At 59.0% G+C, this 23,261-nt stretch carries 21 protein-coding genes and 1 pseudogene; 10 read left to right on the top strand and 12 right to left on the bottom strand.

The features are described 5' to 3' along the window. The first annotated feature begins 52 nt into the window (after positions 1-52). Positions 53-985: a D-2-hydroxyacid dehydrogenase gene (locus AO277_RS25010; protein ID WP_005740971.1), complete on the top strand. Its 933-nt coding sequence runs from the start codon at positions 53-55 to the stop codon at positions 983-985. 65 nt (positions 986-1,050) lie between these two features. Here the strand turns inward: AO277_RS25010 and AO277_RS25015 are convergent, their stop codons facing one another. Continuing rightward, on the bottom strand, positions 1,051-1,644 hold the full coding sequence (locus AO277_RS25015; RefSeq protein ID WP_044317721.1) for a nitroreductase family protein: 594 nt from the start codon (positions 1,642-1,644) through the stop codon (positions 1,051-1,053). A 211-nt stretch (positions 1,645-1,855) separates the two neighbouring features. Here AO277_RS25015 and AO277_RS25020 point away from each other — a divergent pair, with 211 nt between their 5' ends. Continuing rightward, complete coding sequence (locus tag AO277_RS25020) at positions 1,856-2,305, top strand: YcgN family cysteine cluster protein (protein ID WP_044317722.1); 450 nt, start codon at positions 1,856-1,858, stop codon at positions 2,303-2,305. A 4-nt stretch (positions 2,306-2,309) separates the two neighbouring features. On the opposite strand, the gene AO277_RS25025 is transcribed toward AO277_RS25020, so the two are convergent. From AO277_RS25025 to AO277_RS25055, 7 genes are all read right to left on the bottom strand, one after another. Continuing rightward, positions 2,310-2,690, bottom strand: coding sequence for a YgaP family membrane protein (locus AO277_RS25025; protein WP_044317723.1), 381 nt, complete (start codon positions 2,688-2,690; stop codon positions 2,310-2,312). Positions 2,691-2,788: 98 nt separating this feature from the next. Then, on the bottom strand, positions 2,789-3,289 hold the full coding sequence (locus tag AO277_RS25030) for an RNA methyltransferase (RefSeq protein WP_044317724.1): 501 nt from the start codon (positions 3,287-3,289) through the stop codon (positions 2,789-2,791). Positions 3,290-3,361: 72 nt separating this feature from the next. Continuing rightward, positions 3,362-4,246 (bottom strand): copper resistance protein B, encoded by an 885-nt coding sequence (locus tag AO277_RS25035; protein WP_044317725.1) that lies wholly within the window; start codon positions 4,244-4,246, stop codon positions 3,362-3,364. Between the two features lie 11 nt (positions 4,247-4,257). Beyond that, positions 4,258-6,036, bottom strand: a complete 1,779-nt coding sequence (locus AO277_RS25040) for a copper resistance system multicopper oxidase (protein WP_044317726.1) — start codon at positions 6,034-6,036, stop codon at positions 4,258-4,260. An 86-nt stretch (positions 6,037-6,122) separates the two neighbouring features. Continuing rightward, on the bottom strand, positions 6,123-6,497 hold the full coding sequence (locus AO277_RS25045) for a YajD family HNH nuclease (protein WP_002552611.1): 375 nt from the start codon (positions 6,495-6,497) through the stop codon (positions 6,123-6,125). Between the two features lie 66 nt (positions 6,498-6,563). Further along, entirely contained in the window at positions 6,564-7,040 is a 477-nt protein-coding gene (locus AO277_RS25050) for a cyclic nucleotide-binding domain-containing protein (RefSeq protein WP_002552612.1), read from the bottom strand. A gap of 80 nt (positions 7,041-7,120) precedes the next feature. After that, the gene (locus AO277_RS25055) at positions 7,121-9,181 is read right to left on the bottom strand and encodes a S9 family peptidase (protein ID WP_044317727.1); all 2,061 of its coding nucleotides are present in this window, start codon (positions 9,179-9,181) and stop codon (positions 7,121-7,123) included. A gap of 131 nt (positions 9,182-9,312) precedes the next feature. Between AO277_RS25055 and AO277_RS25060 the strand changes: the two genes are divergently transcribed. From AO277_RS25060 to AO277_RS25070, 3 genes are all read left to right on the top strand, one after another. Next, complete coding sequence (locus tag AO277_RS25060) at positions 9,313-9,789, top strand: hypothetical protein (protein ID WP_044317728.1); 477 nt, start codon at positions 9,313-9,315, stop codon at positions 9,787-9,789. Between the two features lie 76 nt (positions 9,790-9,865). Beyond that, positions 9,866-10,654 carry a class II glutamine amidotransferase gene (locus AO277_RS25065; protein ID WP_005732886.1) on the top strand — a complete coding sequence of 263 codons (789 nt, stop codon included), beginning with the start codon at positions 9,866-9,868 and terminating at the stop codon, positions 10,652-10,654. A 43-nt stretch (positions 10,655-10,697) separates the two neighbouring features. Beyond that, positions 10,698-11,222, top strand: a complete 525-nt coding sequence (locus tag AO277_RS25070) for a DUF2937 family protein (protein ID WP_005740963.1) — start codon at positions 10,698-10,700, stop codon at positions 11,220-11,222. A 61-nt stretch (positions 11,223-11,283) separates the two neighbouring features. Here the strand turns inward: AO277_RS25070 and AO277_RS25075 are convergent, their stop codons facing one another. Both AO277_RS25075 and AO277_RS25080 read right to left on the bottom strand, forming a co-directional pair. Next, positions 11,284-12,453 (bottom strand): vWA domain-containing protein, encoded by a 1,170-nt coding sequence (locus AO277_RS25075; RefSeq protein WP_044317729.1) that lies wholly within the window; start codon positions 12,451-12,453, stop codon positions 11,284-11,286. Positions 12,454-12,492: 39 nt separating this feature from the next. Continuing rightward, the gene (locus AO277_RS25080) at positions 12,493-13,338 is read right to left on the bottom strand and encodes an AAA family ATPase (RefSeq protein ID WP_002552618.1); all 846 of its coding nucleotides are present in this window, start codon (positions 13,336-13,338) and stop codon (positions 12,493-12,495) included. A 205-nt stretch (positions 13,339-13,543) separates the two neighbouring features. Between AO277_RS25080 and AO277_RS25085 the strand changes: the two genes are divergently transcribed. Next, positions 13,544-13,774 (top strand): DUF4160 domain-containing protein, encoded by a 231-nt coding sequence (locus tag AO277_RS25085; protein ID WP_044317730.1) that lies wholly within the window; start codon positions 13,544-13,546, stop codon positions 13,772-13,774. Beyond that, positions 13,771-14,259, top strand: a complete 489-nt coding sequence (locus AO277_RS25090; RefSeq protein WP_044317731.1) for a DUF2442 domain-containing protein — start codon at positions 13,771-13,773, stop codon at positions 14,257-14,259. The genes AO277_RS25085 and AO277_RS25090 overlap by 4 nt, the downstream gene beginning before the upstream one ends. Here AO277_RS25090 and AO277_RS25095 read toward each other — a convergent pair. After that, positions 14,256-15,323, bottom strand: a complete 1,068-nt coding sequence (locus AO277_RS25095) for a DUF748 domain-containing protein (RefSeq protein WP_044317732.1) — start codon at positions 15,321-15,323, stop codon at positions 14,256-14,258. The genes AO277_RS25090 and AO277_RS25095 overlap by 4 nt on opposite strands. A 126-nt stretch (positions 15,324-15,449) precedes the next feature. Between AO277_RS25095 and cysK the strand changes: the two genes are divergently transcribed. Next, positions 15,450-16,424, top strand: coding sequence for a cysteine synthase A (gene cysK, locus AO277_RS25100; protein ID WP_002552621.1), 975 nt, complete (start codon positions 15,450-15,452; stop codon positions 16,422-16,424). Positions 16,425-16,601: 177 nt separating this feature from the next. Then, the gene (locus AO277_RS25105; protein ID WP_044317733.1) at positions 16,602-17,540 is read left to right on the top strand and encodes an aspartyl/asparaginyl beta-hydroxylase domain-containing protein; all 939 of its coding nucleotides are present in this window, start codon (positions 16,602-16,604) and stop codon (positions 17,538-17,540) included. Positions 17,541-17,594: 54 nt separating this feature from the next. Here the strand turns inward: AO277_RS25105 and AO277_RS25110 are convergent, their stop codons facing one another. After that, a complete protein-coding gene (locus AO277_RS25110; protein ID WP_044317734.1) occupies positions 17,595-21,068 on the bottom strand; it encodes a hybrid sensor histidine kinase/response regulator in 3,474 nt (1,157 codons plus the stop codon). A 243-nt stretch (positions 21,069-21,311) separates the two neighbouring features. Here AO277_RS25110 and AO277_RS25115 point away from each other — a divergent pair. Then, positions 21,312-23,187, top strand: a pseudogene (locus AO277_RS25115) (MFS transporter). Positions 23,188-23,261: the final 74 nt, after the last annotated feature.

A 23,261-nucleotide genomic window follows, 5' to 3' on the forward strand; every position in this document is an offset into this window, starting at 1 on the left:
AGCGGTCCACATCGCCGTGGGCTGCCTGTCCTGTTTTTAAGGTTTTTGAAACATGCGCGTTCTGATTGCCGAGCACGATTATCACGTTTACACCCAATTGTTGCGCAAGGCTGCGCCTGACCTGGAAGTCTTCAGCACGGGCGACTCCGCCGAGCTGTCGCGAATGGCCAGCGATTGCCCGGTCTGGCTGGGACAGCCGGACCTGATGGCCAACCTGCTGCGTCAAGGGCACAAGCCTCAGTGGCTGCAATCCACCTGGGCGGGCATCACGCCACTGCTGGCCGACAGCCTCTCGCGCGAATATCGCCTGACGCGTGCAGTCGGGATTTTCGGTCAGGTCATGGCCGAATTCGTTTTGACCTACATGCTCGGTCACGAGCGTGAGGTGCTGGCGCGTTTGATGAGTCAGGTCGAGCGCAAGTGGGACAATCGTACTGGCCAGAGCCTGTCTGGTCGCAAGGTATTGATCGTGGGCGCCGGTGATATCGGCCAGCGTGTCGCCGAGTTTCTTTTGCCGTTCGGTGTGCACGTCTACGGCGTGGCCTCCAGTGCGCGCACTCAGGCGCCGTTCATCGAGGTAACAGCGCTGTCTGACATGACGCGGCTGCTTGGCGAGATGGATTACGTCATCAATCTACTGCCCAACACACCTGAGACCCACGACCTGTATGACGCGAAGCTGTTCGCCAGCTTCAAGCCAACGGCGCTGTTCATTAACGTTGGGCGCGGTGTAGCGGTTGTGGACGCAGATCTGGTCGAGGCGTTGAAGGAAGGCCATCTGGCCGGTGCGGTCATTGACGTCTGCCGTCAGGAGCCTTTGCCGCAGCGCCATCCATTCTGGACCGCCTATGGTCTGCTGTTGACCGGTCACAGTTCGGCACCGACATCGCCGGTAGCCATGACCGAGCTTTTCGTTGAAAACCTCAAGGCGTTTCAGGCTGGAGAAGCACTGCGCGGAGAGGTCGATTTTTCGCGAGGTTATTGAAGCCGTTCCGAACGAGCCGACGTTTAGGCGTCGGCTCGTCGGCATCGATTGCAGAGAACAGTCAGTTACAGCGAAAAATCACCCTCAGCAGCCAGTTCTGCCAGTGGCTTGCGCGGGCTTGGCGCTTCGCGGCCTTGCAGGTATTCCGGCAGCGTCGACTTGTCACCGATTTTGCCGATGGCTACGGCAGCGTGCAGTGCGTAATCCTCTGGAATGTTCAGCTCCTTGCGGGTCAGATCCTGATCGAAGCCCGCCATGCCGTGGGTGTGCCAGCCGCTCAGGCTCGCTTGCAGCGCAAGATAACCCCAGGCCGAGCCGGTATCGAAGGTGTGCCACAAGGCCGGGCTTTCTTCGGTTGCGCCTGGCGCGACGAAGGTGGTCTTGGAGACAATGATCACCAATGCTGCTGCATGTTGCGCCCAGCTGCGGTTGAACTCGTTCAGCAGGCCCAGATAACGCTCCCAGTTTGGCGTATCGCGACGTGCATAGAGAAAGCGCCAGGGCTGCGAGTTATACGCCGAGGGTGCCCAGCGTGCCGCTTCGAAAAAGCTCAGCAGGGTTTCCTGATCGATGCTTTCGCCACTGAATGCACGTGGCGACCAGCGTTCGGTGAATTGCGGGTCGATAGGGTGATCGGCGATGCGAGGGTTCGTGCTCATGAAAGTCCTTGATAGCGAAGGTGAAAAACGAGCGTGGCTTGATGGGCCGTGGTCGGCAGGCATCGCTTGAGCGCACTGGAAAACCCGTTAACGCTACTGTTTTGCACTGTCGCTGACAAGTCCCGGCTACCGGCAGTCGCAAGTGCTTGGCCCGCACCCCTTGTACCTCTAGACTGACAGCCTTTTCATTTTCGATACCGTTGTCCGAACCATGGCCGCTAAAGTTGAACCCTTCTGGATTCGCAAAACCCTCGACCAGCTCAGCACCGAGGAGTGGGAATCGTTGTGCTATGGCTGTGGCTTGTGCTGCCTGCAAAAGCTGGAAGACGTAGAAGACAACAGCGTTTATTACACGCGGATCGCCTGCAAGCTGCTGGACCTGAAGACCTGCCAGTGCTCCGACTACGCCAATCGTCGTGCATCGGTGCCTGACTGTATTCAGCTGACGCCGGGGCAGGCAGATGAATTCAAATGGCTACCGCCCACCTGTGGCTATCGGCTGGTCAGCGAGGGCAAGGATTTGCCGCTCTGGCATCATTTGGTGTGTGGTGATCGCACGGCTGTGCATCACGAGCGTATCTCCCAGTCAGGCCGCATGCTCAGCGAGAACAGTGTGGCTGAAGACGACTGGGAGGATTACCTGATCTTTCGCGCAGGTTGAACGTTTAAACGACCGGCTTTGGCTCGGCCAGCGCTTCCACACCTTTGACGGCAGCGTTTTTCACCGCGTTTTCGGCGTCGTCTTTCAGGTTGTTCAACTGGGCACCGGCACGTTCGATGGTCGAGCGGGCGCTGTGCAGGTCGCTGCGACCTTTTTCCACCAGGCTTTTGGCCGAGCAGTGACCGCTGATGCCGCGAGCCAGCACTGCGCCGCCGATGGCCAGTTGGATCAGGCCCAGAAAGCCGCCACGACGGACACCTTTGCCCATCATCAGTTCACCGCCAGCCAGTGAGCCAATGCGCTCCCAGCCGTGGACGTTCTGATCAGGGTTGCGCTGCAGCAGTTCAGGTGTGTCGATGCGTTCGATAATCGGGGTGTCGCGCATGATGGCTCTCCATGAGGCGGTAATTCGCAGGAAGTAGGTAGTAAACCGGTTCAGAGAAACTGACTGCTCGCCCGCGACACAGGTTCAATGCTTTTCCGTCAGCGGTCGCTGGCCGGATCGATTTTCTCGCGACCGAACTGTGGCCCCGAGCGGGTATTGATGCCTTTGGCCATACGGTCGTAGAGCACCACGTTGACGGTTGCGGCCAGATTCATGCAGCCCTTGGTCGGGATATAGACCACGTCTTCACACCAGTCGCGAATGTCCTGATCCAGCGAGCCGTCTTCCGGGCCGAAGATATACAGCGCGCGGTCAGGGTGCGTGTATTCAGGCAGGGCACGGGCGCCGTCGACCAGTTCAACGGCCACCGGAATGCAACCCAGCGGCAGAATGCTTTTGAGGTCTTCGATGCCGATCAGCGGGATGTCCTGATGGATTTTCTTGGTGTCGGTGATGAAATCCCGCGCACGCTCATAGCGTTTACCGGTATAGAACACCGACGCCACACCGTAGCAGCCGGCTGCTCGCATGACGGAGCCGACATTTTCCGGGGACTTGGGGTTGTAAAGACCGATGCAGGCGTACCGTTTATTGGCCACGGGGAGGGTGCTCTGAAGAAAACCGGGGATTATACGGCAGCGTCAGAGCAATGCCATTTTCAATTCCGACGCTCAGAACCACATGCGTAAACCGACGACCAGCCGCGCATCGGCAACGTCCTCGCCGTCTTCGCGTGCGTAATCGGCAGTATTGCCGTAGGACCTATCCCAGGTTACGCCAACGTAAGGAGCGAATTGCGGGGTGATTTCATAGCGCAGCCGAAGACCGAACTCACTGGTCGACAGGCCCGAGCCATTGCCGCGTTGCGGGTCGTTCTTGCCGTAGAAATTCAGCTCGGCAGTGGGTTGAAGAATCAGATTGTTGGTCAGCAGCAGGTCGTAGTCAGCTTCCAGGCGCGCCGCGGTCTGCCCGGCTTCACCGATGAATGCGGTGGCTTCGATATCAAGATCCGAAATCGCCTGCCCTTGCAGGCCGAAAGCCGCCCAGGTTTGTGGCGCGCCAGGTTTGAAGTCCTGGCGTGCCCCGGCGACTACGTCCCACGATGAGCTGACGGCATGACCCCATAACGCCTGGACTTCCGCTTCCTCGGTCTTGCCGTTGGTGCGCTCGCCCTCTGAACGCAGCAGCAAGCGGTCGACATCACCGCCAATCCAGCCGGACAGGTCCCAGGCCAGCGCGCTGCCGTCGTTTGCGTCCTGCCATTCCAGCTTGTCGGCCAGAAAGTAACTGTTGATGGCGCTGTCGTGGACCTGATGCCCGCTATGGCTGGCGTGCACCGCAGCCCGGTCGGCGTCGGTGACAGGCGGGATTGGTGTCCGGCTCTGCATTGGGGCGGCATTGTGCTCGCTGGCGTCCATAGGCATCGAGTGGCTGCCATGATCGATGCCTTCCATGCCATCCATTCCGGCAGCCAGCGTGGTTGCCCAGGGTGTTATGGCCAGGCCTGCCGTCAGCAGCAGGGTTGGCAGGCAGGACGAGTTGCGCAATCCATTCACCGGTAAAATCCTCATTCTTCCACCCGTACTTCGCGGAACATGCCCATTTCCATGTGGTACAGCATGTGACAGTGATAAGCCCAACGGCCCAGTGCGTCAGCGGTGACGCGATAGCTGCGGCGTGACCCCGGAGGCATGTCGATGGTGTGTTTGCGCACCATGAACTGACCGTTTTCGTCTTCCAGATCGCTCCACATGCCGTGCAGATGGATGGGGTGAGACATCATCGTGTCGTTGACCAATACGACACGCACTCGCTCGCCGTACTTGAGCATGAGCGGTTTGGCGTCCGAGAATTTCACGCCGTCGAACGACCAGGCGAATTTTTCCATGTGCCCGGTCAGGTGCAGCTCGATCGTGCGGCTGGGCTTACGACCGTCCGGGTCTTCGAAGGTGCTGCGCAGGTCTGCGTAAGTCAGAACTCTGCGCCCGTTGTTCCTGAGGCCGATGCCCGGATCGTCGAGTTTGGGCGAGGTGCTCATGGCCTGCATGTCGACCAGCGGATTGTTTTGTTCGCTGTCCGGGTGTGACTGCATGGCAGGTGTTTCTTTCATCGGCATCTTGCTGTGGTCCATGCCGGGCATCGAGTCATGGCCCATCTTGCTGTGGTCCATGCCTGACATGTCGTCCATTGCCGGGGCTGCGCCGTGGTTCATGCTGCCATGATCCATGCCCGCCATGCCCACATCATTCATGCTCAGCAATGGGCGTGGATCCAGGGGCGGGACGACGGCCTGCAAGCCGGGCCTGCTGGCCAGGGTGCCGCGGGCGTAGCCGGTGCGGTCCATCGACTGGGCGAACAGCGTGTAGGCACCTTCGGCAGGCTCGACGATCACGTCGAAGGTTTCTGCCACTGCGATGCGCAATTCATCGACCGTTACTGGCTTGACGTGCAAGCCATCGCTGGCGACTACGGTCATTTTCAGGCCCGGGATACGCACGTCGAAATACGTCATGGCCGAGCCGTTGATCAAGCGCAGTCGAATCCGCTCGCCAGGCTTGAACAGCCCGGTCCAGTTCATGTCCGGGGCCTGGCCGTTCATCAGGTAGGTGTAGGTCGCGCCGCTGACATCCGCCAGGTCAGTCGGCTCCATCCCCATTTTCGCCCACATCCAGCGATCACGAGTGGTCTCGCTCCAGCCTTTCTCACCGACGTCGTTGATGAAGTCGCCGACAGTACGCTTGTTATTGTTGTAATAATCGGACTGTTTCTTGAGCGTTTTCATCAGTTGAAGCGGCTCTTCGTCGGTCCAGTCGCTGAGCATGATCACGTGTTCGCGGTCGTATTTGAATGGCTCTGGCTCTTTGGCGTCGATCACCAGCGGCCCGTAAACCCCCGACTGTTCCTGAAAGCCCGAGTGGCTGTGGTACCAATAGGTGCCGTTCTGTTTGACCTTGAAGCGATAGACGTACATGCCATCGGCCGCGATACCGTCGAAGCTCAGCCCCGGCACGCCGTCCATGTTGGCGGGCAGAATGATGCCGTGCCAGTGGATCGAGGTGGCTTCGTCGAGACGGTTTTTTACCCTGATGGTCACCGTATCGCCTTCGCGCCAGCGCAACAGCGGGCCTGGAATACCGCCGTTGATCGTCATCGCGGTTCTGGTATTACCCGTGATATTGACCTGGGTTTCGCCGACATACAGATCGAAATCGGTGCCGGACAGCCCGGCCGGCTGACCCGGGTTCGGAACCGCCCATGCCGGACTGCGCCACAGCCCCAGGCCGCCGAGGATGCAACTGGCGGCAAGCCCTTTCACAAAGGTTCGTCTTGAGGTACGGGAGGGCATGGCGAAGTATCCGGTCAGTCGGGTGGCCGCAGGCCGAAGACTGCGTGGGTAGGGGCGGGGAAATACAGTTGCGGGAAAGTACCGGGTTACTCGTCCTTCTTCATCAATCCCGCCAGCGCGGCGAACGGGTTGTGGGTTGCCTTGGCGGTTTTCGGAGTGCTCAGCGAACCGTCGGCGAAATACTGCTGATCGGTGTAACGCGAGTGCTCGTTGTCGTGGCAATACAGGCACAGCAGCTCCCAGTTGGAACCGTCCTGCGGGTTGTTGTCATGGTTGTGGTCGCGGTGGTGCACGGTCAGTTCGCTGAGACGTTTGCCAGCGAACTCGCGGGCGCAACGGCCGCAAACGTGCGGGTACATGCGCAACGCCTTATCGCGGTAACCCATTTCTCGGTCGCGCTGGGCGTCGGCCAGAATGCGGTCCAGCTTGGCAGTATGGGAAGGAGGATTGGCCGTGCTCATGGTGTCACCTGTGCGTGTGCGCATTGAAAGCGGAATATCGGCAAGTTTAGCGCCAGATGGGCAAACTCACACCTGCTGAGACAGTAATTGGCCGTCGACCATGCGCAGGCGCCTGGACAACGAGATGGCCAGGGCACGAATGATCTTGGCGGCGATTTTCGGCGCTTCGTCGAGCATCTTGTCCAGAGAGTCGCGTCCCAGGTTCAATAACTGGCATTGGGTGGCCGCGATACAACTGGCCGAGCGACGTTCGCCATCCAGTACAGCCATTTCCCCGAACGCCCGCCCGCGCCGCAGAACGGCGATTTCGACCTGTTGACCGTCTGCGGCAAGTTTCTGCACAGACACAGTGCCTTGATGAATGATGCACATGAATGTCCCGGCATCGCCCTCGGCAAAGATGGTCTCGCCTTTTTCGATGTCGGTAATGCTGAAATACCCGGCTACAGTCACGAAGTCGCCGGGCAGCAGCGTGTCGAACAGGCCGCAGTCCAGCAGCATGTCGCGTATGGCGTTGTTCAGGTTGGACAATGGTTCTGACATGGTTCGGTCTTTCAATCCTGATACGAAGGGGGCAGCTCCGTGCCCCCCGATGCTAGTAAGACAGGTGTTTCACGCCAAGTTCATTCGGCGATCTGCAATACCTTGAAGATAAACGCGTACTCCAGCGCCACGTCACGCAACCCTTGATAGCGACCGCTCATGCCGCCGTGTCCGGCACCCAGTTCGGTCTTGAGCAGCAGCAGATTATCGTCGGTTTTGCTGGCGCGTAACTTCGCGACCCATTTGGCGGCTTCCCAATACTGCACACGGCTGTCGTTGTAACCGGCGATGACCAGCATGGCCGGGTACGCCTGAGCGCTGACGTTCTCATAAGGCGCGTAGGACTTGATGCGCTCATAGACCTCAGGCTCCTGCGGGTTGCCCCATTCGTCGTATTCGGTGACGGTCAACGGCAGGTCCGGATCGAGCATGGTGTTCAGCACATCGACGAACGGCACTTCGGCAATTGCTGCCCTGAACAGCTCGGGTCGCTGATTGAGCACGGCACCGATCAGCAGGCCACCGGCGCTGCCGCCGCTGATCACAAGCTGTTCGGCGCTGGTCAGGCCCTGTGCAACAAGATGTTCGGCGCAGGCAATGAAGTCGCCGAAGGTGTTCTGCTTGTGTTCCTGCTTGCCATTGCGATACCAGGCCTCGCCCAGCTCGCCACCGCCGCGTACATGGGCGATGGCAAACGCCACGCCACGTTCAAGCAGGCTCAGGCGCGCGTGGGAAAACCACGGGTCGAGGCTTTCGCCGTAGGCACCGTAGCCGTACAGATACAGCGGGGTCGCCTTGCCGGCCAGTTCGCGCTTGACCACCAGGCTGATCGGCACCTGAGTGCCATCACTGGCGGTGGCCCACAGACGCTGGCTGACGTAGGCGTCGGCGTTGAAAGTGCCCAGCACCGGCGTTTCCTTGAGCACTACCTGCTCGCCGCTGGCCAGGGTCAGTTGACGCACCTGTGCCGGACGGTTCAGCGACTGATAGCGCAGGCGAATTCTGTCGCTGTCGAACTCCAGGGTGTCCTGCACATACAGGCTGTACGCGGCGTCGGGCAACTGCACGCGATAGGTAGGCAGATCCTGCGGGCGTACTTCGATGATCGGCAGGCCGCCTTCGCGCAGGCTCAGACTGATCGCCTTGGCGTTGAGGCTCACGCTTTCGAGCATGACCTTGTCATCGTGCGCAACCAGGGTCTGCCAGTCTTCGCGAACCGGGGCGCCACTGGCCTGTTCCGCTGCGTGATACAGCGCGAAGTTAATGCCGCTCTGATTGCTGCGGATGAACCAGCTCCACACACCATCGAGCAGCCCGTGATCCGGATAATACTCGTGCCCTTCGCTGCGCGGCGCGAGGCAGGTGAAGGCCTGTTGCGGATAATCGGCGTCCAGCACCCACGCTTCGCTGGTGGTTTTGCTATTGAGCAGAATGATCAGTTGGCGTTCGGAACTGCTACGGAAGCAGTGCAGGAAGAATCGACCGTCCGGCTCGTCGAACACCAGCTCTGCCGATGCATTGCCCAACGTGTGGCGATGCAGCCTGCCGGGGCGATGGGTTTCGTCCAGCTCGCCGAAAAACAGGGTCTGGCTGTCGTTGGCCCAGGTCATGCTGCCGTCGCAGTCCTCAAACGGCAGGCTGCTGATCTGGCCGGTGCTCAGTTCCTTGACGTAAAGCTGGTACACCTCGTCGCCACTGGTGTCCAGGCTGTAGGCCAGGCGCTGGTGGTCGGGGCTGATGCTGAACGCGCCCAGCGAAAAGAAGCCGCCATTGGCCATGGCGTTTGGGTCCAGCAACAGTTCTTCACGGCTTTCGTCCACGGTATTGGAGTCGTCGGCCGGGCGCGGGCAGCGATAGTGACGGGCGTATTCATCGCCTTGTGTGGTGCGCGTGTAATAAAGGTACGGCCCCCAAGGGGAGGGCAGTGACAGATCGGTTTCAAGGATACGGCCCTTGATCTCCTGAAACAGGTTGTCGCGCAACCCGGTCTGCTCTGCCAGTTGCTGCTCCTGCCAGGCGTTTTCCGCCTTGAGGTAGTCGAGCACCTCGTCAGTGTCGCGGTTCTGTAGCCAGGCATAGGGATCGGAACCGTCGGCCTTGCGAGCAATCGGGGCGCTGGAGGTTGCATTCGAGAAGGACATGCTGGGCTCTCTGTTTAGGCATCAATCATGGAAATTCGGTACACGCTGAACCGATTACTGAAGCGAGGCAAGCCGCGTCAGGCAAAAGCCGTTATCATAAGCGCCTCTTTACCTGCCTTACCACGGACGTCATGACCGAAAACGACTATCTGATCGCCTGGAGCGTCTACGCCTTCGCCGCGTTGGGTTGCCTGCTGGTATGGTTCCTGATGACCCGCTGGATGTGGCGTTATCTCAAGGAACCGTTGCTGGTAGCAGTGGCGGTGCTGCTGTTTACGCCGACCATGGTCGACCCTGCCAAGGATGCGATGGCGCCAGCCGTGGCGATCACCGCGCTCGACCTGATGTTCAAGGTCGGCAGCAATGTCTGGACCGCTGTGTCGGATCTGGCCATGTATGGCATGTTCGCCTTCGCTGCGTACGCGCTGTTCGTGCTTATCCGCTGGCCGATCGAGCGCAGCCGCAAGGCTCGCCAGCCCCGGACTGTCGCTCAGCCTGCCGACACAGACCTCACTGACGAGCCGTTTGCCGAGGACGATCACTACCCTCGCAAATCCGCTGCGCCGCTTCCTCCGACCAGGGCTGCGCGAGTCGAACCGCGGTTGTAGATCCCGCTTCGTTGGCATGCGCCGTCATTGTCGGCGCATGACCTGCTGCAAAACGTCTTGAAGCGAGAACCTGAGCATGTGTGAACTACTGGGCATGAGCGCCAATGTCCCGACCGACATAGTCTTCAGCTTTACCGGGCTGATGCAGCGTGGCGGGCGTACTGGTCCGCATCGCGATGGCTGGGGCATTGCCTTCTACGAGGGGCGCGGCCTGCGCTTGTTCCAGGACCCCGCAGCCAGCAGTGAATCTGAAGTTGCGCAACTGGTGCAGCGCTATCCGATCAAAAGCGAAGTGGTGATTGGCCATATTCGTCAGGCCAACGTCGGCAAGGTCTGTCTGTCCAACACACATCCTTTCGTGCGTGAACTCTGGGGCCGTAACTGGTGCTTTGCGCACAATGGCCAGCTAGCCGATTTCACCCCCGTTGCCACCTTTTACAGGCCGGTGGGCGATACCGACAGCGAAGCTGCATTCTGCGACCTGCTCAATCGCGTTCGCGAAGCCTTTCCCGAGCCGGTTGAGGTCGAGCAATTACTGCCTTCGCTGATCCAGGCCTGCACTGAATACCGTAGTAAAGGCGTGTTCAACTGCCTGTTGAGCGATGGCGACTGGCTGTTTTGCTTTTGCAGTACCAAACTGGTTCAGATCACCCGGCGCGCGCCGTTCGGCCCGGCAAGGTTGAAAGATGTCGACGTGATTGTCGATTTTCAGGCTGAAACAACGCCGCACGACGTGGTGACTGTGATCGCCACCGAGCCATTGACCGAGAACGAAAACTGGAAGCGCTATGAACCGGGCCAGTGGAGCCTGTGGCGCAAGGGTGAGTGCGTGGCGCAAGGCTCGGTCGAGACACCAGTGCAGTAACAGCGCCTCCACCGGCATACTGGATAAAAGAAGAGGGATATTGATGCTGCGAAGTTATCTGCGATTGGTCCTGTTCACGACAGGCCTGCTGTTCGGGGTACAGATCCCCGGATTCATCAGTGATTACAGCAAGCGTGTCGAAGCGCATCTGATCGAGGCGCAACAGGCCGTCAAGGGCTACACCGCTACTGCGCAGCAGTTCTTCAAGGGCGATATACAGGCGCTGATCCAGCACTATCGCAGCAGCGAAGACCCGGTTTTCCGAGCCGATGCGGACAACATCGATACGTTGATGAGCCGTACCCATATCCTTGAGCGTCAGTGGCTAGGACTCCAGGGACCGTGGTATTCCAAAGCCCTGTTTGTCGTCACGTCTGCCGATGCGGATATCCGCCGGGAAACGTTCAACGGTTATACGTGGCAAGTCCTGCTGGCCCCCGAAGTCATTGCCTGGGGCATCATCAGTGCATTGCTGCTGGCGCTGGTGATCGAAAGCTTCGTGCTGTTGCTCGGCTGGGTGATCCACGGCGGACGACGCAAGCCGCAACTTGAGCGGGACTGGCGCTGATCGCTGGAGAGGGTAATAACGAGAACGGGCGTTGCGTAGAGTCAGCACGCGCCCGTCATGCTTATTTCGCCAGATGACGCATGCCTTCCTCCAGGCCGCGCAGGGTTAGCGGGTACATCTGTCCTTCAATCAGGTCGCGCACGATATGCGTGGACGTGGTGTAGTCCCAGGCATCTTTCGGATAGGGATTGATCCAGATGATCTTCTTGAATTTGGCCATGAAGCGCTGCATCCATACATAGCCTGCTTCTTCATTCCAGTGTTCGACGCTGCCACCGGGCTGGGTGATTTCATACGGCGCCATCGAAGCGTCGCCGATGAAAATCACTTTGTAGTCTGCGCCGTACTTGTGCAGCAGGTCTTGAGTGGCGGTTCGCTCCGAGCTGCGGCGCAGATTGTTCTTCCACACCGATTCGTAGATGAAATTATGGAAGTAGAAATACTCCATATGCTTGAACTCGGTCTTGCAGGCCGAGAACAGCTCTTCGCAGATCTTGACGTGCGCGTCCATCGAACCGCCGATGTCGAACAGCAGCAATAATTTGATGGTGTTGCGCCGCTCAGGGCGCATCTGAATGTTCAGCAGGCCCGCATCGCGAGCGGTGTGATCAATGGTGCCGTCGATGTCCAGTTCATCCGCAGCGCCCTGGCGGGCAAACTTGCGCAGACGGCGCAGGGCCACCTTGATGTTGCGCGTACCCAGCTCGACCTGATCGTCCAGGTTTTTATATTCGCGCTGATCCCACACCTTGACTGCCTTGCCCTTGCGTTCCCCTGCGTCGCCGACACGAATGCCTTCAGGGTTATAGCCCCCCGAGCCGAAAGGGCTGGTGCCCCCTGTGCCGATCCATTTGTTGCCACCGGCGTGGCGTTCCTTCTGTTCTTCCAGACGCTTCTTGAATAGCTTGTCGAGGCCGCCGAGGGACTGAATCTGCGCGCGTTCCTCGTCACTCAACGAGCGCTCGAACTCTTTGCGCAGCCAGTCTTCGGGGATCAATGCCTGCAAATGATCGTCGAGATTTTCCAGACCTTTGAAATACGCACCGAAGGCCCGGTCGAATTTGTCGAAATGACGCTCGTCCTTGACCAGAATCGTGCGCGCAAGAAAGTAGAACTCATCGATATCGGCAAAGATAACCCGCTGTTTCAGCGCATTGATCAGGTCCAGCAATTCACGCAGAGACACCGGCACTCTGGCCGCGCGCATTTCGTTGAACAGGTTGAGCAGCATGGCTGTCGCCCTTTTACGTAACGGGGTGGATGAAGGCGCTCAACGGTTGCCGCGGCGGCTCATGAACGCCAGACGCTCCAACAAATGCACATCCTGTTCGTTCTTGACCAGCGCCCCGGCCAGCGGCGGGATCGCCTTGGTCGGGTCGCGCTCACGCAGCACGGCTTCACCGATGTTGTCGGCCATCAGCAGCTTCAGCCAGTCCACCAGCTCGGACGTGGAAGGCTTCTTCTTCAGGCCAGGCACTTTGCGCACGTCGAAGAACACGTCCAGCGCTTCACTCACCAGGTCTTTCTTGATGTCCGGGTAATGCACGTCGACGATGCGTTGCAGCGTGGCACGGTCCGGGAAGGCGATGTAGTGGAAGAAGCAGCGACGCAGGAAGGCGTCCGGCAATTCCTTTTCGTTGTTGGAGGTAATGATGATGATCGGGCGCTTTTTGGCCTTGATCGTTTCATCGATTTCGTAGACGTAGAACTCCATCTTGTCGAGTTCCTGCAACAGGTCGTTGGGGAACTCGATGTCGGCCTTGTCGATCTCGTCGATCAGCAAAATGACCCGCTCATCGGACTCGAAGGCTTCCCAGAGCTTGCCCTTTTTCAGGTAGTTACGTACGTCGTGGACTTTGTCCACGCCCAACTGAGAGTCACGCAGACGGCTGACGGCATCGTATTCGTAAAGGCCCTGATGTGCCTTGGTGGTGGACTTGATGTGCCAGGTGATCAGCTTCGCGCCAAAGGACTCGGCCAGTTGCTCGGCCAGCATGGTCTTGCCGGTGCCGGGCTCGCCCTTGACCAACAGCGGACGCTCCAGCGTGATTGCCGCGTTGACCGCCAGCTTGAGATCGTCAGTGGCGACGTATGCCGGGGTGCCTTCGAACTTCATGATCAATCCTTTTCACGTGGGTAGGCGCAGCCTGTCGGCGCGCACACCGTAACAGGGGCAAGCAATGCCGGAACTATAACGTGGCTTCCGGACGGCTGTGAACGCAGACGCCTCATTCAGTTCTTGAATGGGGCGTCACGCAGTGACCGGGTCGAAATTGTAACGCTGCTTTTGGTATGGCTAATTTGGCTATACCATACGCTTCATGTCGACTAAATACAGATTCAGGGATAAATACAGGATTCAGTTGAGGGAAAAAGACCACCTGCCGCCGCATGTGCATCTGACCGGTGGTGGTCTGGATGTACTGATTTGCCTTGAGCTCGTAGAGCCCATGCGCGGACATGCCCCGACTGTTGTGCTTAAGGAAGCTCTCGAATGGATACGAATTCACCGCGACGAACTGATGGAGGAGTGGAAACGATGGCATCCATGAAACGACCCCGGCTCAGGGATGTTCAGGCGCAGTCCGGATACCGGCTGGCCCTGACATTCATCGACGATCAACAATTCGTCCTCGACATGAGCGCTGATGTGCAGGCTTTTTCGGGGTTACGACCCCTGATTGCTGCTGAAGCCTTTGCCCACGCCCAAGTGGGCGATGATGGCTGGACGGTTGAATGGCCTGAACTGGATATCCAGATCGGTGCGGATACCCTGTATCTCGACGCTCAGGCTCAAGCTGCCACCGACGAAAACACGCGTATTTTCATCGGGTGGCGTGCCCGCACGGGTTTGCCCTTGGCTAAGGCCGCACAGGCATTGGGTGTCAGCCCTCGCAGCATCACTCGCTACAGCAACTCTCGCGAAGCTACGCCACGTACCCTTGCGCTGGCTTGCCTGGGCTGGGATGCATTGCAGCAACAGGCACATGCCGCCGAGGAGCGGGGTGTTTATTCCGTGGATAAAAAGGACCACTAAGACCCCTTGCTGCTCTCATAACGCGCATTGAATGCCTGCACGAAAGCATTGCGCAGGATCTGCAGAAACGCCTGGAAGCCGCTGATGTCCTGCTGATGGACGCTGCCGCTCAGATCGACACGGGTGGCGAACTGGTTTTCCCGCTGGTTTTTCAATACGGTTTCGCTGGTGCCGACCAGCGCTTCCCAGATCGAGCGGAAAACGCCCTTGTCCTTGTTCTCGACGTCCTGCTGCCAGTTGAACACGTCCACGTTGCGCAGCAGCGGCTTTATATAGCCCTTGAGCTGGCCTTTGTCGGCCTGCGCTTCAATCACCACATCGCCATCGCCGGCGTTGAAATCGAACTTGCCATACGCCGACGAGAAGTCGTTGAGCTTCTTGAGCTGAATGCCGGTGGCGCGCAGTTTGAAGTCGAAATCTTCAAAGTTGCTGAACGGATCGAATCTGGCGGTGCTCTCCAGATCGGCATGGCCCAGCAGACGTGCCTTGCCCTTGAACTCGGCATCGCGGTTGCCTTCCACGTCGACCACGTTGGTCAGGTTATAGATGCTGGCATTGACCTGATCCGCCTCGATTTTTACCTTGGGCGTGGAGTTGAAGTTATTGAACGTGATGCGCCCGTTATCGATGCGCAATTCGTTGAGGGTGATGGGTAGCAGCTTGTCCATCTGGGTACGCCAGTCGGTGCCCTGACCGGTCTGCGAGTTCTGCTTGCTGCCGCCGTCCACGAAGTTTATCTGCGGGCCGGTGAAGAGTGCTTTCGCGACCACTGCATGGTCATACCAGAGTGAATGCCAGCTGACAGCCAGTTCGATCATCGGTGCGTCGAAAAAGGGCACCGGGACCTTGCCATCGGTCTTGACGATCTTCAGTCCCTTGATCCGGTAAGCCCCTCGCCACAGCGCGAGGTCTACGTCGGTGATCTCACCTCGGTAGTCGCCCATGTCGGCCAGTTTGTCGTTCAGATAGTCGCGCACCAGAAAGGGCAAGGCGATATTGATCGCGATCAGCAGAACTACCAGAGCGGCCAGGGTCCATAGCGGCCAGCTGTAGCGACGTTTCATGACATGAGTCTCCTGTTTCAATGAGGGATTGACTACGCACGCGGTCATCCGTTCGGTCAGACTGGACGCCCCAGGGCTGGCGGCATAGGCTTTGGGTCTTTAACCGATGTGCACAAGGACACTTTCATGAGCCGTATCTACGCTGATAACGCCCATTCCATCGGTAATACGCCGCTGGTGCAGATCAATCGTATTGCGCCACGCGGTGTCACGATTCTGGCCAAGATCGAGGGGCGTAATCCGGGCTACTCCGTCAAGTGCCGTATCGGCGCCAACATGATCTGGGACGCTGAAAGCAGCGGCAAACTCAAGCCCGGCATGACCATCGTCGAACCGACCTCGGGCAATACCGGGATTGGCCTGGCATTCGTTGCCGCCGCCCGTGGTTACAAATTGATGCTCACCATGCCCGCTTCCATGAGCATAGAACGTCGCAAGGTACTCAAGGCGTTGGGTGCCGAACTGGTGTTGACTGAACCGGCAAAGGGGATGAAAGGCGCGATTGCCAAGGCAGAAGAGCTGCTGGCGGGCGATCCGGAAAAATATTTCATGCCCGCACAGTTCGAGAACCCGGCCAACCCGGCCATCCATGAAAAGACCACCGGCCCTGAAATCTGGGCGGACACCGACGGCGCTATCGACGTACTGGTGGCAGGCGTCGGGACTGGCGGGACTATCACCGGTATTTCCCGCTATATCAAGCACACCGCAGGCAAGCCGATCCTGTCGGTTGCGGTCGAGCCAGACGGTTCGCCGATTATCACCCAGGCGATGGCCGGTGAAGAGATCAAACCCAGCCCGCACAAGATTCAAGGCATCGGTGCCGGTTTCATTCCGAAAAACCTCGATCTGTCGATTGTGGACCGCGTAGAGCGTGTCACCGATGAGGAATCCAAGGCCATGGCGCGGCGCTTGATGCAGGAAGAGGGCATCCTTTGCGGTATCTCTTGCGGAGCAGCCATGGCGGCAGCCGTCCGTCTGGCTGAAAAACCGGAGATGCAGGGCAAGACTATCGTGGTGATCCTGCCTGACTCTGGCGAACGTTACCTGTCCAGCATGCTGTTCAGCGACCTGTTTACCGATCAGGAGCTTTCTCAGTAACACATCTTCGCAAGTGTGCACTTCATGCGGGCAACGCAAGGGTTTATGATGGCCAGCTTACGCGTCACCGGACGATTATCTCTGTTCGTCCGGTGCTTGCGGTCCTTCATTCAGAATCATGCATCAGTACTGCCCGCGTGACGTTTGGCGTTATCTGCCCGCTTCAAGGAGAGCTTCATGACCCTTTCATTTGTTGCCAAGGCATCGATCCTGATGCTGTTTCTGGGCAGCACGCTGTACGTTCATTTGCGCGGTCGGGCCCGGCTGCCCCTGTTGCGGCAGTTCGTCAACCATTCGGCATTGTTCGCGCCTTACAACGCACTGATGTACCTGTTTTCCCGTGTGCCCTCCGAACCTTATCTGGATCGCAGCAAATTCCCTGAGCTGGATATCCTCAAGGACAACTGGGAAACCATTCGCGACGAAGCCATGCACCTGTTCGATGAAGGCTACATTCGTGCGGCCGAGAAGAATAACGACGCCGGTTTCGGCTCGTTCTTCAAGAAGGGCTGGAAGCGTTTTTATCTGAAATGGTATGACAAGGCACTGCAATCTGCCGAAGCGCTGTGCCCGAAGACCGTTGAGCTGGTCAACAGCATTCCCAACGTCAAAGGCGCGATGTTCGCGCTGTTGCCGGGCGGCAGCCACCTCAATCCGCACCGCGATCCGTTCGCCGGTTCCCTGCGTTATCACCTGGGGCTGTCCACGCCGAACTCCGATGACTGCCGGATCTTTGTCGATGGCAAGGAATACGCCTGGCGTGACGGCCAGGACGTGATGTTTGACGAGACCTACGTGCACTGGGTCAAGAATGAAACGCCGCAGACCCGGGTGATTCTGTTCTGTGACGTCGAGCGTCCGCTGACCAACCGCTTCATGACGCGTGTGAACAGCAGCGTCAGTGCGTTTCTGGGCCGCGCAACCGCGCCGCAGAATCTGGACGACGAGCGGGTCGGCGGGATCAATCAGGCGTATGCGTTCAGCAAGCGCTTCAGCGACGGCTTCAGTGGCAAGGTCAAGCAGTTCAAGCGCGCCAACCCCAAGGCTTACCGCGTTTTGCGGCCTGCTCTGGCGGTAGTGGTGCTGACATTGTTGGGCTACTGGTTGTTTGGTTGAGCAACCGCTTTGATCCTGTTGTCCGCGGCACGGCGAACAACCGTCAGCCCTTTCTCAGTCCAGATTCACATGCCGGCTCAGCAGCGCTCGCAGCGCTGCAGGCTTGACCGGTTTTGGCAGGTAATCGAGTCCTGCTGCGTGCACCTGAGCGATCAACTCCGGACGACCATCAGCGCTGATCAGCACGCCCGGCACTGGTTGCCCCAGGCGTGTTCTTAGCCAGGCCATCAGTTCAGTGCCGGTCTCGCCCTCATCCAGATGGTAATCCACCAACGCAATCTGCGGCCTGACGCCATTGTTCAGCAGTGCTTCGCATTCCTGACGACTGCGAGCGGTCCACACCTGACAACCCCAGCGTGATAGCAGGCTGTTCATGCCGATCAGGATGCTGTCTTCATTGTCGACACACAGCACCTGCGTGCCGTTCAGCGCGGGTCGGCTGACATCCGGCAGCGTGTCGGGCATTCTCGCCGGGGCTGCTGCCAGTGGCACCCGCACGCTGAAAACGCTGCCTTTGCCAAGCCACGAACGCACCTGCAAAGGGTGCTCGAGAATGCGACACAAACCATCGGCAATAGCCAGCCCCAGGCCCAGCCCCTTCGCTGCGTGAGTCTTGTGGCTGTCGAGGCGTTTGAATTCTTCGAAGATCACCTGGCGCTTGTCTTCGGGGATGCCCGGCCCGCGGTCCCAGACCTCAAGGCTCAGGCTGTCGCCGTAACGCCTGACACCCAGCAGAATAGGGCCTTTGGCATAGCGGAAAGCATTGGTCAGGAAGTTTTGCAGGACCCGGCGCAATAGCTTGATGTCGCTGTCGACGCGCAGTGAAGTGCCTCTGACACGAAAATTCAGACCTTGCTCCTGGGCCAGCGCTTTGAATTCGGCGCCCAGGGTGTCAAACAGCGCGTTGAGCGGGAATGGTTGGCGGTCCGGGGTGATCTTGCCGTTTTCCAGGCGCGAGATGTCCAGCAGGTCGCTGATCAGGTCTTCGGCAGAACGCAACGAGCTGTCCAGATGCTGGACCAATTGCTGGGCGTCGCTGGAAATTCCGTCCTGCTGATGCGACAGCGCAGCAGAAAACAGCCTTGCAGCATTCAGCGGCTGCATCAGGTCATGGCTGACGGCGGCCAGAAAGCGGGTTTTCGATTCGTTGGCGGCTTCGGCGGTGCCCTTGGCCTCGGTCAGCGCCTGATTGAGCTGCGACAACTCATGGGTACGTGCGGCGACACGCTGCTCAAGGCTTTCATTGACGCCTTTGAGGGCCTGTTCGGCGGCACGAAACGCGGTGATGTCGGTGAAACTCATGACGAAACCGCCGCCGGGCATCGGATTGCCGATCAGCTCGATCACCTGCCCGTTGGGGAACAGCCGCTCCGAGGTGTGCGCGCGGCCCTGACGCATCCAGTGCAGGCGTCGCGCTACATGCACTTCGGCCTCATCCGGCCCGCACAGCCCACGTTCGGCGTTGTAGCGAATGATGTCGGCAATCGGCCGGCCGACGCCAATCAGGCCTTCGGGGTAATTGAACAGCTCGAGGTAGCGGCGATTCCAGGCCACCAGCCTCAAGGACTGATCCACCACACTGATGCCCTGGGTAATGTTTTCGATGGCCCCCTGCAACAGCGCACGGTTGAACTGCAAGACTTCGGACGCTTCGTCGGCGATGCGTACGACGTCTTCCAGCTGCATGTCGCGCCCTTCAATAGCAGCCTTGACCACGGCGCGGGTCGAGGAAGTGCCGAGCACGCCAGCCAGCAGCCGCTCGGTGTGCGCGATCCACTCTCCGTTGGCATTCAAACTGGGGTTGAAACCCTTGCCTTGTCTGTTGGCGAAGCGAATGAAGCTCTGACGCGCCCGGTCTTCACCAACAAAGCGCGCCGAGAGGTTGAGCAGGTCTTCTATCTGGACGGCGAGCAGCGGTCGGCTGAAGTCGCGCCCCTGGGTTTCCTGGCCAATGAAACGACCTGCCTGCCAGTGCTCCGCCACTCGGGTGCGCGACAATATCGACACCCAGGCGAACAGCGTGCAGTTGCCGGCCATCGACAGCACCACGCCCTGAGTCATCGGTGAGATCGGCAGGTCGAACGGGTTGCTGTGCAGCCAGGACAGTAGCGGGAAATTGCTCAGCGACCAGCCCATGCCATGCGCCGCGACCGGCAATACTAAGGTGTAGAACCAGATGAAGATCCCCGCCGCCAAGCCTGCAAAGACACCACGCCGGTTAGCCTGCTTCCAGTACAGCGCACCGAACATGGCCGGTGCCAACTGGGTGATCGCGGCGAAGGCAATCTGCCCGATAGTCGCCAGGCTGGCCGTTGAGCCCAGCATCCGGTAGCTGACATAGGCCAGCAGGAGAATCATCACAATGCTGATGCGCCTTACCGAGAGCATCCAGTGACGAAACGCTTCGAACGGCCGCTCGGTGTTTTTGCGCCTTAACAGCCAGGGCAGCAGCATGTCGTTGGATATCATCGTCGACAGCGCCACGCAGGCGACGATAACCATACCGGTTGCCGCCGATGCGCCGCCGATGAAGGCCAGCAGGGCGAGTGACGGGTGAGCGTGCGCCAGTGGCAGACTGATCACGAACGAGTCGGGCAGCATGGACGCGGGCAGCAGCATTTGTCCGGCCAGCGCAATCGGCACGACGAACAATGCAGCCAGTGCCAGATAGGCCGGGAACACCCATTTGGCAAGATTCAGGTCCTGAGGCTCGATGTTTTCGACCACCGTGACGTGAAACTGTCGCGGCAGGCAGACAATCGCCATCATCGCCACACCGGTCTGCACGAACATCGACGGCCAGTTGATCGTGTCTTGCCAGTATTCCTCGAGGCGTGGCGCAAGTTTGGCCTGATTGAACAGGTCGTCGAATCCGTCGTACAGGCCGAACGTGACAAACACGCCGACTGCCATGAACGCGAACAGCTTGACCAGCGCTTCGAAAGCAATAGCCAGCACCATACCGCGATGGTGTTCAGTCACATCCAGATTACGTGCGCCGAAGACGATGGTGAACAACGCCAGAATCAGCGACACCACCAGCGCGGTGTCCTGAGCGCGGGTGCCGGTGGAATCAGCCACGGCACCGATCAGGATATTCACGCCCAGCACGATGCCTTTCAGTTGCAGCGCGATATACGGCAGCATGCCGATCAGGCAAATCAGCGCGACCATGACCGCCAGTGACTGGGACTTGCCGTAGCGTGCCGCGATGAAGTCGGCAATGGAGGTGATGTTCTCCTGCTTGCTGATCAGCACCATCTTCTGCAGCACCCAGGGTGCCAGCACCATCAGCACGATAGGCCCCAGATAAATCGGCAGGAACGACCACAGCTGTTCGGCGGCCTGACCCACCGCACCGAAAAACGTCCAGCTGGTGCAATACACCGCCAGCGACAGGCTGTAGACCCAGGCGCGCATGGTCGGGCGCAGCGATGCGCTGTACCGGTCGCCGTAAAAGGCGATGGCGAACATGATGGCCATATAGGACAAGGCAACGGCCGCAATCAGCCCGCTGGACAGCGACATATGAAATTCCACACCGTATCGACAGCGCGCAGTCTCGCACGATGGCCGCGCTTCGTCTTTGTCGACCAAGGTCGAGCGTGGCGGGGTGTCGCAGCTGTTACGCAAACGCTAGTAACGATGAAAAAAGGTGCGGGGTGTTTTGTAAAAAGAAATGTCCTATCGACATTCGGCAGCGTTACGTCTTCAATGTGCCTCGGATTGGCGGCTACGTCAGTTCACCCCAGCCTCTCAGGACCACGGACGATGAGCCAACAGTCACAATTCAGCTTGCTCGGGAAACGCCGTTTCCTGCCGTTTTTCATCACGCAGTCCCTCGGGGCGTTCAATGACAATATTTTCAAGCAGTCATTGATCCTCGCCATCCTCTATAAGCTGAGCATCGACGGGGATCGTTCGATCTACGTCAATCTGTGTGCCTTGCTGTTCATCCTGCCGTTCTTCCTGTTCTCGGCGCTGGCCGGGCAGTTCGGCGAGAAGTACCCCAAGGACACGCTGATCCGCATTATCAAGTTCGGCGAGATCGTCATCATGGCGGTCGGGGCTGCGGGCTTTCTGTTCGATCACCTTGAATTGATGCTGGCGGCGCTGTTTGCCATGGGCACGCATTCGGCGCTGTTCGGGCCGGTCAAGTATTCCATCCTGCCCCAGCACCTGCGCGAGAGCGAACTGGTCGGTGGCAACGCGCTGGTCGAGATGGGCACCTTTCTGGCGATTCTGGCCGGCACCATCAGTGCTGGCGTGATGATGTCTTCTGCGCACTATGCCTGGGTTGTTGCGGCTGCCATCGTGCTGGTCGCCTGCCTGGGGTTCGTTGCCAGCTTCGGTATTCCGCGCGCGACTGCCGCCTCGCCCGAGATGAAGCTCAACTGGAACATCTTCACCCAGTCATGGGCGACCCTGCGCATGGGGCTGGGGCAAACGCCTGCGGTTTCGCGCTCGATTGTCGGCAACTCGTGGTTCTGGTTCGTGGGGGGCGATCTATCTGACGCAGATCCCGGCTTATGCCAAGGAATGGATGTATGGCGACGAAACGGTCGTTACGCTGATCCTGACCGTGTTCTCCATCGGCATCGCGCTGGGCTCGCTGCTTTGCGAGCGGTTATCCGGGCATAAGGTCGAGATCGGGCTGGTGCCGTTTGGCTCGATGGGGCTGACGATTTTCGGTCTGTTGCTGTGGTGGCATTCCGGTGGTTTCCCGCAGAACGTGCAGGCCAACGACTGGCTGGCGGTCCTTTCCTACGGGCAGGGCTGGCTGGTGTTGTTCGATATCCTGGGCATCGGCGTGTTCGGCGGCTTCTATATCGTGCCGTTGTACGCCCTGATCCAGTCGCGAACACCGGTGAAAGAGCGCTCACGGGTCATTGCTGCCAACAACATCCTCAACGCGCTGTTCATGGTGGTTTCGGCGATTGTTTCGATCCTGCTGCTGAGCTTCGCCAAACTGTCGATTCCGCAGCTGTTTCTGGCGGTGTCGCTGATGAACATCGCCGTCAATATCTACATCTTCAAAATCGTCCCCGAGTTCACCATGCGCTTCATGATCTGGCTGCTGGGCCATTCCATGTACCGCGTCGAGCATCGCGATTTGAACCGGATACCAGATGAGGGCGCAGCGCTGCTGGTCTGCAACCATGTGTCCTTTGTCGATGCGTTGCTGATTGCCGGTGCAGTGCGGCGGCCGATCCGTTTTGTTATGTACTACAAGATCTACCAGTTGCCGGTCCTCTACTTTATCTTCCGCACGGCTGGGACCATCCCGATTGCCGGGCGCAACGAGGACATGGACATCTACGAGCAATCGTTCAAGCGCATCGCTCAGTACCTCGCCGAAGGCGAGCTGGTGTGTATCTTCCCGGAAGGCAAGCTGACCACCGACGGCGAGATCAGCGGCTTCAAGAGCGGCATGAGCCGCATCATTGAGGAAACCCCGGTGCCGGTCATTCCGCTGGCACTACAAGGGTTGTGGGGCAGCTTTTTCAGCCGTGACCCGAGCAAGACCCTGTTCCGTCGCCTCTGGTCGCGTGTGGTGCTGGTCGCGGGTTCGCCCATTGCAGCAGATGTTGCAACGCCGGTGGATGTGCGTGAAGAGGTGAAGGCACTGAGAGGGAAGGTGCAATAAGCGCTCCGCGCAGCATTGGCACGATATGACTACCGTGCCAATGCTCGTAGGCATGCATTTCGTGACGCTCTGCG

The sequence above is a fragment of the Pseudomonas amygdali genome, assembly GCF_002699855.1.
In the GTDB taxonomy this organism is placed as follows: Bacteria; Pseudomonadota; Gammaproteobacteria; order Pseudomonadales; family Pseudomonadaceae; genus Aquipseudomonas; species Aquipseudomonas amygdali.